Annotated in this window: 16 protein-coding genes and 2 pseudogenes; 6 read left to right on the top strand and 12 right to left on the bottom strand. The window is 73.9% G+C overall.

The window, feature by feature from the left end:
- Nucleotides 1-68: 68 nt before the first annotated feature.
- Nucleotides 69-890, top strand: a complete 822-nt coding sequence (locus tag PV341_RS20375) for an SAM-dependent methyltransferase (protein ID WP_500324874.1) — start codon at nucleotides 69-71, stop codon at nucleotides 888-890.
- Between the two features lie 290 nt (nucleotides 891-1,180).
- On the opposite strand, the gene PV341_RS20370 is transcribed toward PV341_RS20375, so the two are convergent.
- Both PV341_RS20370 and PV341_RS20365 read right to left on the bottom strand, forming a co-directional pair.
- The gene (locus tag PV341_RS20370; protein WP_500324872.1) at nucleotides 1,181-1,447 is read right to left on the bottom strand and encodes a hypothetical protein; all 267 of its coding nucleotides are present in this window, start codon (nucleotides 1,445-1,447) and stop codon (nucleotides 1,181-1,183) included.
- A gap of 476 nt (nucleotides 1,448-1,923) precedes the next feature.
- The gene (locus PV341_RS20365) at nucleotides 1,924-4,548 is read right to left on the bottom strand and encodes a non-ribosomal peptide synthetase (protein ID WP_500324870.1); all 2,625 of its coding nucleotides are present in this window, start codon (nucleotides 4,546-4,548) and stop codon (nucleotides 1,924-1,926) included.
- A 276-nt stretch (nucleotides 4,549-4,824) separates the two neighbouring features.
- On the opposite strand from PV341_RS20365, the gene sbnA reads away from it, so the two are divergent.
- Together sbnA and PV341_RS20355 are read left to right on the top strand one after the other, a co-directional pair.
- A complete protein-coding gene (gene sbnA, locus PV341_RS20360) occupies nucleotides 4,825-5,835 on the top strand; it encodes a 2,3-diaminopropionate biosynthesis protein SbnA (protein WP_500324868.1) in 1,011 nt (336 codons plus the stop codon).
- 121 nt (nucleotides 5,836-5,956) lie between these two features.
- Nucleotides 5,957-6,886: an ion transporter gene (locus tag PV341_RS20355; RefSeq protein ID WP_500358631.1), complete on the top strand. Its 930-nt coding sequence runs from the start codon at nucleotides 5,957-5,959 to the stop codon at nucleotides 6,884-6,886.
- Between the two features lie 45 nt (nucleotides 6,887-6,931).
- On the opposite strand, the gene PV341_RS20350 is transcribed toward PV341_RS20355, so the two are convergent.
- On the bottom strand, nucleotides 6,932-7,219 hold the full coding sequence (locus PV341_RS20350; protein WP_500324864.1) for a DUF6480 family protein: 288 nt from the start codon (nucleotides 7,217-7,219) through the stop codon (nucleotides 6,932-6,934).
- 284 nt (nucleotides 7,220-7,503) lie between these two features.
- On the opposite strand from PV341_RS20350, the gene PV341_RS20345 reads away from it, so the two are divergent.
- Nucleotides 7,504-8,349, top strand: a complete 846-nt coding sequence (locus tag PV341_RS20345; RefSeq protein ID WP_500324862.1) for a patatin-like phospholipase family protein — start codon at nucleotides 7,504-7,506, stop codon at nucleotides 8,347-8,349.
- A 135-nt stretch (nucleotides 8,350-8,484) separates the two neighbouring features.
- On the opposite strand, the gene PV341_RS20340 is transcribed toward PV341_RS20345, so the two are convergent.
- The 3 genes from PV341_RS20340 to PV341_RS20330 form a co-directional block, all read right to left on the bottom strand.
- Complete coding sequence (locus PV341_RS20340) at nucleotides 8,485-9,213, bottom strand: HAD family hydrolase (protein ID WP_500324860.1); 729 nt, start codon at nucleotides 9,211-9,213, stop codon at nucleotides 8,485-8,487.
- 65 nt (nucleotides 9,214-9,278) lie between these two features.
- The gene (locus PV341_RS20335; protein ID WP_500358629.1) at nucleotides 9,279-10,559 is read right to left on the bottom strand and encodes an MFS transporter; all 1,281 of its coding nucleotides are present in this window, start codon (nucleotides 10,557-10,559) and stop codon (nucleotides 9,279-9,281) included.
- A 35-nt stretch (nucleotides 10,560-10,594) separates the two neighbouring features.
- Nucleotides 10,595-11,446, bottom strand: a complete 852-nt coding sequence (locus PV341_RS20330) for a DUF3626 domain-containing protein (protein ID WP_500324856.1) — start codon at nucleotides 11,444-11,446, stop codon at nucleotides 10,595-10,597.
- An 82-nt stretch (nucleotides 11,447-11,528) separates the two neighbouring features.
- Here PV341_RS20330 and PV341_RS20325 point away from each other — a divergent pair, with 82 nt between their 5' ends.
- Nucleotides 11,529-11,963 (top strand): hypothetical protein, encoded by a 435-nt coding sequence (locus PV341_RS20325; RefSeq protein ID WP_500358640.1) that lies wholly within the window; start codon nucleotides 11,529-11,531, stop codon nucleotides 11,961-11,963.
- Between the two features lie 398 nt (nucleotides 11,964-12,361).
- Here PV341_RS20325 and PV341_RS20320 read toward each other — a convergent pair.
- The 5 genes and pseudogenes from PV341_RS20320 to PV341_RS20300 form a co-directional block, all read right to left on the bottom strand.
- Nucleotides 12,362-12,619: pseudogene (locus PV341_RS20320) on the bottom strand (shikimate kinase); the annotation flags it as partial.
- 104 nt (nucleotides 12,620-12,723) lie between these two features.
- Entirely contained in the window at nucleotides 12,724-13,179 is a 456-nt protein-coding gene (locus PV341_RS20315) for a tellurite resistance TerB family protein (protein WP_500358628.1), read from the bottom strand.
- A 94-nt stretch (nucleotides 13,180-13,273) separates the two neighbouring features.
- Nucleotides 13,274-14,146 carry an aldo/keto reductase gene (locus PV341_RS20310; RefSeq protein WP_500324848.1) on the bottom strand — a complete coding sequence of 291 codons (873 nt, stop codon included), beginning with the start codon at nucleotides 14,144-14,146 and terminating at the stop codon, nucleotides 13,274-13,276.
- Between the two features lie 171 nt (nucleotides 14,147-14,317).
- A complete protein-coding gene (locus PV341_RS20305) occupies nucleotides 14,318-14,650 on the bottom strand; it encodes a VIT1/CCC1 transporter family protein (RefSeq protein ID WP_500324846.1) in 333 nt (110 codons plus the stop codon).
- 124 nt (nucleotides 14,651-14,774) lie between these two features.
- Nucleotides 14,775-14,846 (bottom strand): annotated as a pseudogene (locus tag PV341_RS20300) (hypothetical protein); the annotation flags it as partial.
- A gap of 28 nt (nucleotides 14,847-14,874) precedes the next feature.
- Between PV341_RS20300 and PV341_RS20295 the strand changes: the two are divergent.
- On the top strand, nucleotides 14,875-15,078 hold the full coding sequence (locus PV341_RS20295; protein ID WP_500324844.1) for a hypothetical protein: 204 nt from the start codon (nucleotides 14,875-14,877) through the stop codon (nucleotides 15,076-15,078).
- A gap of 64 nt (nucleotides 15,079-15,142) precedes the next feature.
- Here the strand turns inward: PV341_RS20295 and PV341_RS20290 are convergent, their stop codons facing one another.
- The gene (locus PV341_RS20290; RefSeq protein WP_500324843.1) at nucleotides 15,143-15,565 is read right to left on the bottom strand and encodes a hypothetical protein; all 423 of its coding nucleotides are present in this window, start codon (nucleotides 15,563-15,565) and stop codon (nucleotides 15,143-15,145) included.
- Between the last annotated feature and the right edge of the window lie 467 nt (nucleotides 15,566-16,032).

The raw sequence follows: 16,032 nt of genomic DNA, 5'->3' as shown, positions 1-16,032 counted from the left end.
GGTGAACTGCCCACGACCTTCCCTAGGATGACGGTTGCCCGGCGTCATCGCGGAGAAGGATGGGTGTCATGACGGACGACGTCTCCTGGGTCGACCAGACCAGACCAAGCATCGCACGCGTCTACGACTACCTGCTCGGCGGCAAGGACAACTACGCCGTCGACCGGGAGATCGGCGACGTGTTCAAGAAGGACCTGCCCGGCTCGGTGGCGATCGCCTTCGCCAACCGCGCGGCACTGATCCGCGCGATCCGGGAGATCGCCACCACGACCGGTGTACGCCAGTTCGTCGACCTGGGCAGCGGTCTGCCGACCGCGGACAACGTCCACCAGGTCGCCCAGCGCCACTCCCCCGGCTCCACGGTGGTGTACGTGGACAGCGACCCGATCGTGCTCGCCCACGGCCGGGCGCTGCTGGAGCAGAACGACGACACGCGCGTCATCCAGGCCGACATCCGCGAACCCGAGGTCATCCGGAACCACCCGGACACCCTCGAGGTGATCGACTTCGACAAGCCCGTCGCCGTCATCCTCAGCGCCATCCTCCACCACGTCAACGACGACGAGGACCCGGCGGGCATCGTCGGCTACTGGCGCGACCAAGTGCCCTCCGGCAGCTACTTCTTCGTCAGCCACTTCCGGTCCGGCAACAACGCGGAGACCGCCGAGTCCGAGCGGATCCTCCAGCAGACCTTCGGCCGCGGGCGGTGGCGCACCGACAAGGAGATCGAGGACCTGCTGGACGGCCTGGAGGTCCTGGAGCCGGGGATCGTCCCCGCGTCGCTGTGGCGACCGGACGCGAGCGACGGTGTCTCCCGCATCGGCGACACCGAGCGTGAACTCACCGTCTGGGAGCGTCTCATCGCCGCCGGGATGGCCAGGAAGCCGTAACCGGCGGCCCTTCCGGGCTCGCCGCCGGCGCGCTCGTCCACCCGCCGCGTCGACCACGCGCCCGTGAACTCCGCGGCGGGCGCCGGGTCGTCCGGGCAGGGCAGGGCCGGGCACGGCGGGAAGAGCGGCCCGGGGCCGAACCGGGGGCCACTCCGGGGCCCCGGGACCGCTGTGTTCATCAGACACCCCGGGGCGCGATCCGGCGAGCCGGGCTGACCCACCCGGGGCCCCCGCGGCAACCCGGCCCGGTGCACGCGACCGTGACGGGGCGTCCGCGACGCCGGGGACGGTCAGCGGCTGTCGCCGTGCCAGTCCCAGTGGTCGGTGTCGCCGTCGCGAGGGGCGTACCGGGCGCGGCCGCCCGGACCGAAGCGGCCGATGTCGGTGCGCAGCTCCGCGCCCGCCGAGTGCTGCGGCGCGGTCCAGCCGGTCACGTCGAGCAGCAGTCCGTCCAGCGGGCCGCCGACCAGTTCCCGGTAGACGTGCCCCGGCTTGGGGCCGGGATGCGGGTCGTCCACGTCGGCACCGTAGACCCTGGGGTGTATCACCTCGTCCATGGTGTCCACGGTGCCACCCGGCACCGACAATCCCCGGGGAAGCAGCCTGCGCCGGCCCGGATGGGGGCCGGACCGGCGCGGGAATGAGGCGGGTGCCGGTCGCCGCTCCCCGGCGGCAGCGTGGGGGCCGGACCGCTGCGCGGTCCCCACGGCGCCAGGTCGCGTACTCCCGCCACCGGTCACCCGCGTTATGTGCAACCGCCGCGCGGACGATGCCATTCCCGTCGCCGGCGGCGGGACAGCCGCGCACCGGTGTCACTTGTGGTGCACGATCGGTCACGCACGGCGTTTGTTCAAAATAGGGCATTCCGCTTATACCTGGATAAAGAGCCCATAAGGCCCGACATCATGCCGCCTCCCCGTGCACCCCTAGGAGTCCCGGATGTCCCACGGAGCACTCTCCGCTCCCGCCGTCCCGCATCCCGACCTGGCCGCGGCACGCAGCTGCACGGTCTGCCTCGGGTGGGGCACCCGGATCACGGCGCGGGGGCATCAACTGTGCCCCGCGTGCCAGCGACCGGCGGCGCCGCCGGTGCCGGGTGTCGACGGGCCGGTGCCGGCGGACCTCCGGCAGTGCCGGCCCCCGGCTGCCTGAGCTCCCCGTCCTGCGGCCCGCCCGCGCACCGCCGGGCCTCCAGCGTCCCTGCGAGGTCGGCCAGCACCGGGTGGGCGTTGACGTCGGCGGGGGTGACGTCGCGGTCCAGCAGGATCGCCAGGCGCACCGCGGCCAGTGAGGTGCCGCCCCGGTCGAAGAAGTGGTCACCGCGGCCGACGCGGTGCTCCGCGATTCCGAGCGCCTGAGCCCAGGCGGTGGCCAGGCGGCGTTCGGCCGCCGTGTGCGGGGGCTGGTGGGCACCGGCAGGCTCCGCACGGCCGGCGAGCGCGGCCAGGGCCTCGCGGTCGGTCTTCCCGTTGCCGGTCAGCGGCAGGCGCTCCAGCCAGTGGAAGGCCGCCGGGATCATGTAGGCGGGCAGCGCCGCCGCCAGGTGTTCGTGGAGCGCGGCCGCAGGTACCGGCCGGTCCCCGGTGCAGAAGGCGGCCAGCCGGCTCCCGTGGTCGGTCAGGACCACGGCGGCGTCATGGACGCCGTCGGCGCGCGTGAGGGTGTTCTCGATCTCGCCGATCTCGATGCGGAAGCCCCGGATCTTCACCTGGTCGTCGGTCCGGCCGAGGAACTCCAGCCGGCCCCCGGGATGCCAGCGACCGACGTCACCGCTGCGGTAGAGCCACGCCCCGGGGTGGTGGGGGTCGGGCAGATAGGCCTCGCGGGTGCGCTCGGGGTCGTTCACGTAGCCCCGGCCGACGCAGATCCCCGAGAACGCGATCAAGCCGGGGGCGCCCAGCGGGACGGGCGCCAGGTGCTCGTCGACGACGTACACGCGGACGTTGTTGACCGGCCGGCCGACGGGGACCCAGTCGGACGCGGGGGGACGGTCCATGACCGCGTGGTTGGTGTCGTCGCTGGTCTCGGTCAGCCCGTACGCGTTCACCAGCCGGGTCCCCGGCACGGCGGCGAACCAGCGCTCGACGAGGTCCTTCTTCAGCGCCTCCCCGGTCACCGAGACGCAGCGCAGGTCCGGCAGGCGCCGCGGCCGGCTCTCCAGCGCGGACAGCACGACGTCCAGGTGGGAGGGGACGAGCTGCAGCACCTCGACCGGTTCCCCGGCGACCGCGTCGAGGAAGCGGTCGGCGTCCAGGACCACGTCCTGCTCGACGACGAGGACCCGCCCTCCGGCCAGCAGCGGGGCGGTCAGCTGCCACAGCGAGATGTCGAAGCTCTGCGGCGCGGTCTGCGCGACGACCTGGCCCTCCCCGATGCCGAGGTCGTCGATCTTGGCGTAGAGGTGGTTGAGGAATCCGGCGTGCTCGCACATCGCGCCCTTGGGCTCCCCGGTCGAGCCGGAGGTGAAGTACAGGTACGCCAGCTGGTCGCCGGCCACGGGGACACCGGGATCGGACGGCGGGTGATCCTGCGCGCGGGCCTCCTCCACGAAGACGGTCGTGGTGCCGGGCAGCCCGTGCAGGGCGCGTTCCAGGGCCTCGGTGCTGCCGTGCTCGGTGATGACGGTCGTGCAGGCGGCGCGGGTGAGGACGGCGGCGATCCGGCCGGGCGGCAGGTGCGGCTCGACGGGCAGGTACGCGCCCCCGGCCTTGAGCACGGCCAGCACCGCGGCCAGCCAGTCCAGGTTCCGCCCGGTGACCACCGCGACCACGTCCTCGGCCCGCAGCCCGCGGGCCAGCAGGGCGTGGGCCAGGCGGTTGGCACGGGCGTTGAGCTCCCCGTACGTCCACCGCCGGCCGGCGTGGACGGCCGCCACCGCCTCGGGCCGGCGAGCCGCCCGCTCCTCGAAGAGCTCGTGGAAGCGCCGGTCTGGCAGCCTGCGCCGGGGCCCCGCCATGCCGTCGAGCTGCAGCCGGGTCTCCTCCGCCGTGAGCAGGCTCTGGCGCGCGTGCTCGGCGTCGACGTCGGTGGCCATCAGGGTGAGGGCGGTCAGGTGGTAGCCGGCGATCCGGGCTGCCGCCGGTTCGTCCAGCACGTCGGTGCGGTAGCCCAGCTCCAGTACCGGACGGCCCTCGTGGGCGCCCAGGCCCACCCGCAGCACCGTGGACCGGTCAGGTGCCCCGTCCGCGCCGGCCAGCCCGGCGCCCACGCCCGCCGGGTCGCAGACGGTCTCGAACAGCGGGCCGGTCATCCCGAGCTCCCGGCTCAGCTCACCGACCGGGTAGTCCTGGAAGGCCAGCACCTGCGCCTCCACCCGGTGCGTGGCCAGCACCAGCCCGCGCCACGTGGCGGCGGCCGCCGACAGCCGGCACGGGAGCACCCTCCCGTCCTCGACGGCGTAGCCGGTCACCACCTCCGCCTCCCCCGACAGGGCCGCCAGCACCTTGGCGTGCGCGGCCGGCAGCATCGAGCGCAGCGGCACGCCGAGGCGGTACGCCTGCCGTCGCAAGGCCGCCACCAGCCCGTCCGGGAGCCCCAGCCGGTGCACGGCGGTGCCCGGTGGGGACGGCCGGCAGGTCCAGCGCGGTATCGAGGTGAACCCGCCGGTGGTCACCATGGAGTGCCAGAACCTGCGGCCGGTGTGGGCGTACGTGTCCATCGAAGTCGTCCTTCCGGTGCGATGCGGTGGCGTCGGGTCGTCGGTGTGCCGGGGGCGCCGCCCTCCAGTAGGCACCGGCGCCGACGGCCTGTCCTGCCCCGGCAATTCGGTACTTGACGTGTCGGCGTACGTCCCGACAATCCGCCCGCCCCGCCCGTTCGGCGCCCGCCCGTAACGGCGCTCCCGGACGGCGTCAAGTCACGGATTCCGGTGACATGACGGACAGCTCCCGATGGGTGTCACTGGGAGCACGACCACCCCCGGAAGGGAGACACCGTGCCGGTCATATCCGCACCCCAGGACTTCAACGAGGACGATCTGTACGTCGACCTCGAACCCGTCCTCGCGCAGCGGCTGTTCCTCAAGTGCGAGGGCTTCAACTTCGCGGGGTCGATCAAACTCAAGGCGGCCGCCGCCATGATCGGGGCCGCCGAGCGCAGCGGACGCCTCGGGGCCGGCTCGGTCCTGGTCGAGTCCTCGTCGGGCAACCTCGGCGTGGCCCTGGCCGTGATCGCCGCGAACCGGGGCCACCGCTTCGTGTGCGTGACCGACACCCGCTGCAACCTGGCCACCCGGCAGATGATCGCCGCCCTCGGCGCCGGGGTGCACCTGATCACCGAACCCGCTCCCGTCGGGGGCTGGCTGCGGGCCCGCATCGACCACGTCCGCGCGCTGTGCGCCGCCGACGACGGTTACGTGTGGCTGAACCAGTACACCAACCCCGACAACGGCCGGGCCCACTACAGGACGACCGCCCCGGCCATCGCCGCCCGCTTCCCCGCCCTGGATGTCCTGTTCGTCGGCGCGGGCACGACCGGCACGCTGATGGGCTGCGCCCGCTACTTCCGCCGCCACCATCCCCGCGTCCGCGTCGTGGCCGTCGACACCGCGGGCTCGGTCACCTTCGGCGGCGCCCCCGGCCGGCGCATGATCCCCGGGCTGGGCACGAGCGTCCGCCCGCCGCTGCTCGACACCGCGTGCGTCGACGAGGTCGTCCACGTCGCGGAGGCGGACGCCATCCGCACCTGCCACCGCCTGGCCCGCCGCGGCTTCCTCTTCGGCGGCTCCACCGGAACCGTCGTCAGCGCCGCCACCGACTGGCTCGCCGACCGCGGCCACGACGACCTCACGGCGGTCGCCATCGCCCCCGACCTCGGCGAACGCTACCTCGACACCGTCTACCACACCCCCTGGGTCAGGGACCTCTACGGTGACGACGCGCTCGCCGGCCCCGACGACCCCGCACCGCGCCCCGCCAGTGCCTCCACCGCCACCCCGGCCCACTGAACCACCGTCGCCCGAACGGCAGTTGAGTGCGCCTGCGGACCCGTGGGCCCGCCTGCCGGCCATAAGATCCACTTCAGTCGGGTCAACAGGCAGGCGGCAGCGGAGGACCGGGTACACGTACATGGCCGAACACATCGCCACTCCCCCGGGCCGTGCGCTCGCCGTGCGCTGCCGTCGCGTCGTCGACTCCGAGTGGTTCGGCGTCACCGTCTTCGCCCTCGTCCTGGCCAACGCGGCCGTCCTCGGCGTCGAGACGTACGACGGCATCGCGGCACGCTGGCACGGCCCCCTGAAACTGGTGGAGCACGCCTTCCTGGCGGCCTTCACCGCCGAGGTCGTCCTACGGGCCTGCGCCCACGCCGACCGCCCCGGGGACTTCCTCCGCGACCCGTGGAACATCTTCGACCTGGCCGTGGTGACGCTGGCCTACCTGCCCTTCGCGCGCGAGAACACCACGGTGCTGCGTCTGCTGCGGATGGCCCGGGTCGTGCGCGCCGCCCGCTTCCTGCCGCAGCTGCGCATCATCATCGTGGCCATCGGCAAGAGCCTGCCGGGCACGGTCAGTTTCCTGCTCGTCGGCACGATGCTGCTGTACGTCTACGCCATGACCGGCTGGGTCTTCTTCGCCGACGACGACCCCGAGCACTACGGGTCCGTCGGGCGGGCCGCCCTGTCGCTCTTCCTGCTGATCACCCTCGACGGCATCGGCGACGCCGTCCGGGGCGGCCTGGAGATCTCACGTTGGAGCCTGCTCTACTACGCCTCCTATGTGCTGCTCGGCTCGTTCGTGCTGGTCAACCTGCTCATCGGCGTGGTCATCAGCTCGCTGGAGGAGGCCAGGCAACTGGAGCGCGAGCGCGAGTCGCCGCCCCGGCCGACCGAGGGCGAGCCGCCCCCCGACCTACGGGAACGTCTCGCCGCCGCCCGGCGGGCCCTGGACGAGCTGGAAGCCGGGCTCGATCTCGTGGGCGCGCAGAGCGCGGGCCCCGTAGCCGCCATCCCGGCCGCCCCGTCCGGCGGGCGTCAGGCCGGGTCACCGGCCCCGACCTGAGGACGGGCGCTCCGGCGTCCTGGACCATGTGCCGCCGGCGACCGGTCAGAGCGTCAGGACCCGGCCGAACATGCCCACGGCGATCAGGAGCGTGACGGCGAAGATCGCCACCAGGGCAACGATCTCCCAGGTCTTCGGGACCTCCGGGGGCTCGGTGTACGAGATGCCCGCGGTGGTGCTCTCCTCGCAGGCCGGCGTCGGGGTGGGCGCCACCCGGTCCCGGTGCGGGCGCAGGGCCGGCGCGGGCTGCGCCCCGGTGCCGGTCGTGGCGCCGAACGCCGGGCCGATCGTGGGGCCGATCACCGGCCGGGGAGGAATCAGTGTCTTGGACATGCTCACCACTCCGGACGTTCCTGTGGCGGACGCGGGAACCGCTCCGCATGGCGTCACCTCGGGCCGCGGCGGCCGGGGTCCACGGAGGTCTCCGCCGCACACCGCCCGGGCGATTCATCTTATATCCGCACGAAGGGATCCACGATCAGGGATCCCACGTGACCAGCGCGTCACGCTGGGTGGCCGATGACACCCGTCCTCCTCGCGGGACCGGACGATCCGGCCGCCACGGGAGAGGATGGGACGAGGGCCGACGAGGGCAACGCCGAGGGAGAGGACGGAAGATGACCGACGCACTGGTGCTCGGTGGCGGGGGCGTCGCCGGGATCGCCTGGATCACCGGACTGCTGGCGGGGCTCGCGGACGCGGGGCAGGACGTGTCAGGAGCCGACGTGCTGGTCGGGACGTCGGCGGGGGCGACGGTCGCGGCGCAACTGGCCAGCGGGCTGTCGCTGCAGGAGCTCTACGCCCGGCAGACCGAGCCGGAGCTGCAGTCGGCCGAGATCATGGCGGACGTGGACCTGGCGAACTTCGGCGCGGGCATCGCCGACGTGCTGCAGGGCGCGGCCTCCGTCCCCGACATGCGGCGCGCGGTGGGCAGGTACGCCCTGGACGCCGAGACCGTGCCGGAGGCGGAACGGCGGCGGGTGATCGAGTCCCGTCTCCCCTCACACGACTGGCCCGCCTCCCGGACGGTACGGATCGTCGCCGTGGACGCGGAGACGGGGCAGCCGCGCGTCTTCGACGGCTCCTGCGGCGTGGGCCTCGTGGACGCCGTCGCGGCGAGCTGCGCCGTGCCGGGCATCTGGCCCCCCGTGACGATCGAGGGGCGCCGCTTCGTCGACGGCGGCGTACGGTCCGCCACGAACGCCGACTACGCCGGGGGCGCGTCGCGCGTGCTGGCGATCGCGCCGATGGGGACCACGGACCTGTTCCCCAGCGAACTGCCCCTCGAGCGGGCCCTGGCGGAACTTCGGGCCGCGGGCGCCGAGGTCGCGGTGGTCGAACCGGACGAGGCGTCACTGGCGGCGATCGGCACGAACCCGCTCGACCCCGCCACCCGCCGGCCCGCCGCCGAGGCCGGACGGGCACTGGGGCGCGCGCTGAAGATCGAGTGGAGCCGTGCGTGAGCACCCCGCGGGTGGCGCAGGGACCTCGCCCTCGCCCCTCCCCGAACCAGGAGTCCTGAAGGAGGCGGCCAGGCAAGGAGGCGCGGCCCACCTGCCACCGCTGGTTCAGCTCCGTGTGAGGTGCCCCACGGCCGCTCACGACCGCACCCCGGCCAGCCGGAGCACCGCCTCCAGCCCCCGGTGCCCGCCGGGGGCCGCGCCTGCGGGCAGGACGTACGAACGCAGTCCCGCGCCGGCCGCGCCGCCGTCCTTGGCCGGGTGGTCACCCACCATGAGCGTCTCGGCCGGATCGACGCCCAGTTGACGGCAGGCGTGCCCGAACAGGACGGCGTCGGGCTTCTCGGTGTCGTACGCGTAGGAGTGCACCCACGCCGAGAAGTGGTGGTCGAGCCCGTGATGGGCGAAGGTCGGCCGCAGATCCCAGCCCACGTCGCTGACGACGCCCATGGCGATGCCCGCACCCCGCAAGGCTTCCAGCGTGGCCGCGGCGTCGGCGTACGGCACCCAGTGGCCGGGCGCCCGCAGCTGCTCGTAGAGCGCGTCGGCGTACGGGGCGAGTTCGGCCACGGAGGCGTACCACGTCGTGAAAGCGTGACGATGCGCCGTCGAGGAGACGTCCCGGCCCCGTTGCGCGCGCACCACCTCGGGATCCGTGAGCCCCGCCTCCAGCCCGTCCAGCAGCCGGTCCATCTCCGCATCGCCCACGGGCCGTTCCAGCACCGCGCGGATCCGGTCCGCGTACGACGCGATCTGGAACAGCGTCCCGGAGAAGTCGAAGAGAACGGCACGCACGGGTGCGGACCCACGGGCGACGACCGCGGCACGCAGGGGCCCTTCGGGGCCGCAGACGGGAGGCTGTGTCATTCGATCTTCCTACCGCACGCCCCACGGCAGCCACCAGGCCCCGCGGAGGGCCGGACGGTGACAGCTCAGGACTGCTGCTGGGTTCTGCGCCGGGGCAGCCCCTCCTCCCCGCTCGCCGGCAGGCACAGCACGCGGACCCGACGGCGCACCAGCGGAACCACGGCGGCGCCGAGCGTGACCAGGCCGCAGCAGGCCAGCGCCGGCCGCACGCCGAAAGCGTGGGCCATCGGCGCGGCCGTCAGGGAGGCCAGGGGGACGGGGGCGAGCTGGAGCAGGGTGGAGAACGCGATGACCCGGCCGAACGCCTCGTCGGGAACGCGGCGTTGGAGCAGCAGGGTCCACACCGTCGACACCAGTGCCTCACCTGCACCGGCCAGGAAGTACCCGGCCCCCACGGCCGGAAGGCCCGTACCGGCCGCCATGGTGAGCATGGGCAGCGCCATCAGCGCGGTCCCCGCGCAGAGCAGCCGGCCCACGCGGCGCACGTGCCACCACAGCGCCACGGCGGCGCCCACGAGGATCCCCGCGGTGAAGCCGGTCATGGCCAAGCCCCACGCTGCCGCACCACCCAGGTGTTCCTCCGCGTAGGCGGGCCCCAGCGTCTGGAACGACACCAGCCAGACGGGCACCACCACCGTCCCCTGGACCAGCAGCAGCCGGAGCCACGGACGCGCGGCGATCTCCCGCCATCCCTCGCCGGGCCGCAGGCCGCCGGTCCGCCGGCGCGCGTCGGGCAGCCGCGGGGTGCGGAGGCGGGTGGAGAGGAGTCCCGCGGCCAGGTACGTGGCCGCGTCCCAGGCGATGGCCCACTGCGGCCCGGCCGCCGCCACCACGATGCCGCCCAGCGCCGGGCCGGCCACCTTCACGGAGTTCTGCGCCAGCCGCAGCAGCGCGTTGGCCTGCCGGAGCTGTTCCGGCGGGACCACCGCACGGAGCACCCCGCTCGACGCCGGCCCGATGAACGCCCCCGCCACGCCACCGAGCGCCGCCGACACCGCCAGGTGCCAGACCTGGGCGGTCCCGGACCACACCAGCGCAGCCGCGCAGCCCTGCCCCACGGCGGCGACGACGTTGGCCGCGACCAGCACCGTGGACCGGGGCCACCGGTCCGCCACCGCGCCGCCGACCAGCAGCAGCGCCGCTCGCGCGGCCATGTCGGCCGCCAGCACGACCCCGAGCCCGCCGACGCTCCCGCCGATCCCGAGCACGGCGAACGCCAGCGCGATCGGCGAGACCGCGGTCCCGGTCCACGACAGCACCCGCGCCGCGAAGTGCCGCCGGAAGAGGGGACCGGACAGCGGAAGCCATGCGGCGGTGAAACGGGCGGTGAAGCGTGCTGAGGTCATCGTCCCCATCCCCCGATGCGTTGTCCGACGCGGCGTCAACTTCGGGCGCCGTCCATCCCGAAGCGGGCTAGGCAGTGCCACACCTTCTTGAGCGCCTGGGGGTCGTGGCGGCCGGTCGCGGCGGCCGTGCCGAGGACGCGGGGGTCGAGCAGGCCGTCGACCGCGATCCCGGCGCCCAGGTCCACGTACTCCCGGCCGCGGTACGCGGGGCGAAGCCGGAGTTCCTCGACGGTGAGCCGGAAGCCGCCGTGCCACTCCACGGGGCAGGGCAGCCGGCGGGCCGCGTCCTCGACGGCGGTGCCCCGGTAGCAGGGGTCCAGGACCAGCGCCTCGACATCGCGGTCCAGACGGACCGGTCCGTGGACCTGTGCCTCGATGTAGTCGTCGAGGGCGTCCCTGGAATCGGCCAGGGCGAGCGCGACCAGGCCCATGCGGTCCCCGACGCCGAAGTCCGAGGGTTCGAAGAAGCTGTCCGGGTAGCAGAAAGTCGTCCGGGTCACCGTCCCTGCGCTCAGGCGGAAGTGGGCGGACCCGAACCGCGGCGCGGCGCCGACCGTCTTGCGGCGGAAGTTCAGCGCCCCGTAGACGGGGCGTTCGGCGGGCGGCGCGGCATCGTACGCACCGTTGAAGATGCGGCTCTCCCACCGCCACCGGTCACCGCCCGGCCGGGCGGTCAGGCCGCCGTTGCTCGTTCCCGTGACGAACTGCGAGTGGTAGACGCCGCCTTCGGACAGGGCCTGCAGCACCGGCTTGCCCCGCGCGGCCCGGTCCGGGTGGAAGTTCAGCGTGACCCGCAGCGCCGGATCCACCGGAGGTCCCGACGACAGCCCCGCGACGTGCCGCAGGGCCCGCTCCCGCGGGGTCGGGGCGGTGGCGTCGGTGGTCATCCACGCAGTGTCCCGCGGACGACGGGGAGTTCGCACATCCGCATCACCGGCCAGGCATGATGTGTCCATGCGGAGATCATCTTTGGGTTCAGTCACCGCCGCCCTCGCCCTGACGGCCCTGGCCGGCGCCTGCGGGTCGGGGGACGGCAACCGGGCACGCGGCCTGGCCCGTGATGCGTGCGGGACCTACGAGATGTTCCTCCCCGGCGGCTTCGACACTCCCGAAGACCGGGACACCGTCCGCGAGCGGGACATACCCGCTCTCGAGGAAAGTGCGCGCGAGGCCGCCCAGGCCGCCCGCCTCGACTCGGACTGGCGGGAACTCGCCCAAGGGCTGTCCAGGACGGTGGAGTGGGCCTCGGCGAGCCTCGAACTCGCCGACCTGAAGGCGGATGTCGCGCCGACGTCGGACGGCACGGACGAGGCGGACGCACTGCAGGCCCGCGTCCTCAGCCTCGGCAGCGAGCTCGACGCCCACGATCCCCAGGCGCAGTGCCAGAAGGCCCAAGCCTCCTGACGCCGGGAGTGGCCGACGCGGCCGGCCGCGGACGACCCCGGCCGACTCACCGGCCACGACGCACCTTCACGCGGGGCCGCCCAAGTGGGCGGGGAGGAGGCGCAGCACGTGGTCGATGCTCTGTTCCGGGGTGTCGCCCTCCGTGCACACGACGTGCGTCGCGACGGCACGGCACATGGGGTCGTGGAGCCATGCGCGAGGAAGTCATGGCCGTCGGTGATCCAGTCGGTCCCCTTGGACGCCATCGAGCGGCGGCGCAGCACGGTGAGGGCGCGCTCCGGATCCGCGGCGGGGAGCAGCAGATGGACCGCGGTGCAGGGGTGGAGGGCGGCGCGGACCTGTGCGGCGTGGCGGGGGTCGGCGTAGCTCGTGTGGCCCGCGCCGAGCGCGACCACCGCCCCGGGGTGGTCGGCGAGGACCCGCCGCACCGCGTGGACCCGGGCGGGCTCCCACTCGCGTTCGGCTGCCACGCGGCCGAGGGCGGTGATGCGCTCGCGCAGGCGCGCGACGCTCCAGCCGACCTCGCGGTAGTAGGTGTCGGCGACCGCGTCGAGGTCCGTGAAGGGGCGCCCGAGCCGGGCGGCGACGCCCCGCCCGACGGTCGACTTGCCCGTCGCGGCCGGGCCCACGAGGACGAGCAGCGGTGCGGCTTCCATGGCGGGCCATGATGCTGCATCCCCCGCGGCGGGGGGAGGGCCGGGACGCGTCGGGCCGCCCCCGGTCCCGGGGGCGGCCCGACGTGCGCACCGTGCGGGGAGGGTCAGAGGTCGAACTCCGCCGGGGCCAGGTCGAGGGCGTAGCAGGCCTCGCGGACGACGGCCTGCTCGGTCTTGTCGAAGTTGCCGTCGGCGCCGCCGATGACGATGCCGATCTGGATGACGGCCCGCGCCTCGGCGGGCTTCTTCCTGGCCTTGGCGATCTCCTGGAGGATGCCGACCTTGCCGAAGTCGAAGTCGGCGGTGAGTTTGTCGAGGCAGTCGTCGAAGCGCCGCTGCAGGTCGGCGGCCGGGAAGTTCTGCAGGACCTCGTTGGTCGCGATGAGCTGCGCGACGCGCTGTCGTTCGGAGGGGTCCACGGTGCCGTCCGCGGCGGCGACCAGGGCGCACATCGCCATGCTCGCGTCGCGGAAGGCGCCGCTCTTCAGGTCGTTCTTCTTGGCGACGAGCTGCGTCTGCATCGTCGCGGCCGAGTCCTTGATGCGGTCCCAGAGGGCCACGGTCTCTCCTCAGGTGATGGTCCGGCGTTCACCGAGGAGGTAACGCAGGACGCGCGGCGCGAGTGCCGCGCCGCGCGGCGGCCGTGCCCTCGCGTCAGACCGCCGTCGTCAGCGCCTCGTACTGCTCGTCGGTGAGCCGGATACCCGCTGCGGCGATGTTGTGCTCCAGGTGCGCGACCTTGGACGTGCCGGGGATGGGCAGCATGACCGGGGAGCGCCGCAGCAGCCAGGCGAGGGCGAGCTGGGACGGCTGGGCGCCGTGCGCCTCGGCGATGCGGTCCAGGGGGCCGCCCTTCCGCGCCAGTTCGCCCGTGGCGAGCGGGAACCAGGGGATGAAGCCCATGCCGTGCCGCTCGGCGTGGGCGAGGACGTCCTCGGCCGCCCGGTCGGCGAGGTTGTAGCGGTTCTGCACGGAGACGATGGTGGCGGTCCTCGCGGCCTCCTCGATCTGGGCCGTGGTCACCTCGCTGAGCCCGATGTGCCGGATCTTGCCCTCCTGCTGCAGCGCGGCGAGTTCCCCGACCTGGTCGGCGATGGGCACCTCGGGGTCGACGCGGTGCAGCTGGAGCAGGTCGATGCGCTCGACGCCCAGGTGACGCAGGCTCAGCTCCACCTGCTGCCGCAGGTACGCGGGCCGCCCGACCGCGACCCACTGTCCGGGGCCCGGGCGGGCGAAACCCGCCTTGGTGGCGATCACCAGGTCCTGCGGATAGGGGTGGAGGGCCTTGCGCAGGAGCAGTTCGGCGGTGAAGGGGCCGTAGGCGTCCGCGGTGTCGATGAAGGTGACGCCGAGGGTGACCGCGCGCCGCAGGACCCGTACGGCCTCGTCGGGGTCCGCGGGGTCGCCCCACACGCCCTCGCCGGTCAGCTGCATCGTCCCGTAGCCCAGCCGGTGGACGGGCAGGTCGCCGCCGAGGTCGAAGGTGCCGGAGTCGCGGGCGTCGGCCTGCGCGCTCGTGGATGTCATGGGGGTCTCCTCGCGTCGTGCCGGCGGACGGCTGCTCACCAGCTTCGGGGCCGCGTCCGCTCCCCGCTCGGCGGACTACGCCGACCGGCGCCCCCCGGCCGGTCCCTCAGCTCACCGCCTGCCCGCCCAGGGCGCCCAGGGCGTACGTCGCGGCCGAGGCGGCGGCGACGATCAGCGGCTGGCGTGCCGCGGTCCAGGCGGCCTTGCGGGGGCACGCGCCGGAGCCGAGGCGCCGACCAGGAGCGAGGCGAGGGCGGTCACGGCGGCGGACGCGGCCGTCCCGGAGGTGAGGAACCACGGCAGCAGCGGCACGAGGGCCCCCGTCGCGAAGAGCAGCGGCGAGCTGACGGCAGCGACCATGGGCGATCCGGCCTCCCGGGCGCTGACGCCGAACAGGATGCGCAGGGTCGTCTGCCGGGTGGTGCGCTTGGCGGCGGCGATGCCCCCGCCGGCCCGGACCGCGGTCTCCTTGTCGGGGCCGCGGTCGCGCATGCGGCGCGTCATGTGCGCCGGCACGACGAGGGGGCGACAGCGTCCACGCCCGGTGGAGCGCGTCCTCCATGCCGCCGGCGATCTCCCGCCGGCCGCGTACGGAGACCCGCTCCCCCGCGGCCATGGACAGGGCGCCGGCGAGCAGGCTCGCGGGGCCGGTCAGCCGTACCGTCCCGGGACCGGCGCTCGTACCCGCGACGCCGAGGATCAGGCAGAGGTTGGTGACCAGGCCGTCGTTGACGCCCAGCAGGCGGCCCGCCGCCGCCCGCGACGCGGTGGGCGGTGCGGGCGAGCGCGGCGAGTTCGGCCTCCGCGGCGGCGTCGCCCTGCGCGCTGCGCCGGGCGGGGGGTCCCAGCGCGGCGCGAGCACCGAACGGTCAGGACCCGTCGATGCCCTGCACAGCCTCCTCGCCGTTCGTCGCATCAGGCTGCGGTCGTGACCGGTGCGGGGGCGGGAAGGGCGGCGGGGCGGTGTGCCGGACCCGCCGGGGGAGCGGCCGTCCGTCAGCCGACCGCGTCCTCGAGGCTGTCGTGACCGGTGGCGGCGAGGATCGACTCGCGGACCCCGGGGCAGCCCTGCTGCGCGGCGGCGTCGAAGTCCGCGGCCGTGCGCGGCTGCTGCTCCGGGTGGTCGGAGACCCAGGTGGCCAGGTCGATCGCCAGGGCGGCCTGCGCCCCGACGTCGGAGCCGATGTCCTTCACCTTGGGCTGCTCATCGGTGAGGAAGGCGCAGAAGGCCGCGGCGTCGACCGGGTTGCCGTCGCCGTCCTTCGCCGGGTCCTGCGCGGAGGCGCTCCTCGACGCGCTCGCGCTCGCGTCCGGCGCCGGCGTGCCGGCGGAGGGCGATCCGCCGCCCGCTTCGGCGCCCTTGCCGCCGCACGCGGTCAGGAGCAGCAACAACAGGGCGGCGGGCACTGCGTACTTCATGGTTCCCCCTCCTTCAGGACGCCCCCACGACGTCCGGTGCCGCCATCCAACGCCATCCGCCGGCGCATGTCCCGCGGGCACACGGGTTCGGTGCCCGACGGTGACTGTCCCGGGACGTCGCGGCCGTCCGGCCCTGCCCCCGCTATTGGTTGACGCTTCATCACCGGGACATCCGGCGAGGCTCGACGTGTCACCGCGGTTCGGGAAAGATGAGCCGAGCATGTCAATCAGGCCGTGCATTCCCCCACCGCGGTCGACCAGGAGGAAGCAAGTGAAGAGAAGCTCGCGTACCGGCAGGGTCCCGGCTGTCGTCGGCAGCGCGGTCGCGCTGCCGCCGCCACCCGGGACCTGTCTCCTATACCCTTTTCCCATCTCCGAGCCCCAGAGCACTCCTTCAACTTCGTTTTCCCCTGAAAAAAAAAAACACAACGAATGGAGTAATACAAAGTCTATGTAGAATGAGAGAT

This window comes from Streptomyces sp. PA03-1a (assembly GCF_033792805.1).
In the GTDB taxonomy this organism is placed as follows: Bacteria; Actinomycetota; Actinomycetes; order Streptomycetales; family Streptomycetaceae; genus Actinacidiphila.
Note: the sequence above shows the minus strand (reverse complement) of the source record. Positions and strands in the feature narration are given on the sequence as shown.

What these genes read in the sequence shown, in the direction of transcription:
- PV341_RS20375 (WP_500324874.1), top strand. Translation starts at nt 69, where the DNA reads ATGACGGACGACGTCTCCTGGGTCGACCAGACCAGACCAAGCATCGCA.
- PV341_RS20370 (WP_500324872.1), bottom strand. Translation starts at nt 1,447, where the DNA reads ATGGACGAGGTGATACACCCCAGGGTCTACGGTGCCGACGTGGACGAC.
- PV341_RS20365 (WP_500324870.1), bottom strand. Translation starts at nt 4,548, where the DNA reads ATGGACACGTACGCCCACACCGGCCGCAGGTTCTGGCACTCCATGGTG.
- PV341_RS20355 (WP_500358631.1), top strand. Translation starts at nt 5,957, where the DNA reads ATGGCCGAACACATCGCCACTCCCCCGGGCCGTGCGCTCGCCGTGCGC.
- PV341_RS20350 (WP_500324864.1), bottom strand. Translation starts at nt 7,219, where the DNA reads ATGTCCAAGACACTGATTCCTCCCCGGCCGGTGATCGGCCCCACGATC.
- PV341_RS20345 (WP_500324862.1), top strand. Translation starts at nt 7,504, where the DNA reads ATGACCGACGCACTGGTGCTCGGTGGCGGGGGCGTCGCCGGGATCGCC.
- PV341_RS20340 (WP_500324860.1), bottom strand. Translation starts at nt 9,213, where the DNA reads ATGACACAGCCTCCCGTCTGCGGCCCCGAAGGGCCCCTGCGTGCCGCG.
- PV341_RS20335 (WP_500358629.1), bottom strand. Translation starts at nt 10,559, where the DNA reads ATGACCTCAGCACGCTTCACCGCCCGTTTCACCGCCGCATGGCTTCCG.
- PV341_RS20330 (WP_500324856.1), bottom strand. Translation starts at nt 11,446, where the DNA reads ATGACCACCGACGCCACCGCCCCGACCCCGCGGGAGCGGGCCCTGCGG.
- PV341_RS20310 (WP_500324848.1), bottom strand. Translation starts at nt 14,146, where the DNA reads ATGACATCCACGAGCGCGCAGGCCGACGCCCGCGACTCCGGCACCTTC.
- PV341_RS20305 (WP_500324846.1), bottom strand. Translation starts at nt 14,650, where the DNA reads ATGACGCGCCGCATGCGCGACCGCGGCCCCGACAAGGAGACCGCGGTC.
- PV341_RS20290 (WP_500324843.1), bottom strand. Translation starts at nt 15,565, where the DNA reads ATGAAGTACGCAGTGCCCGCCGCCCTGTTGTTGCTGCTCCTGACCGCG.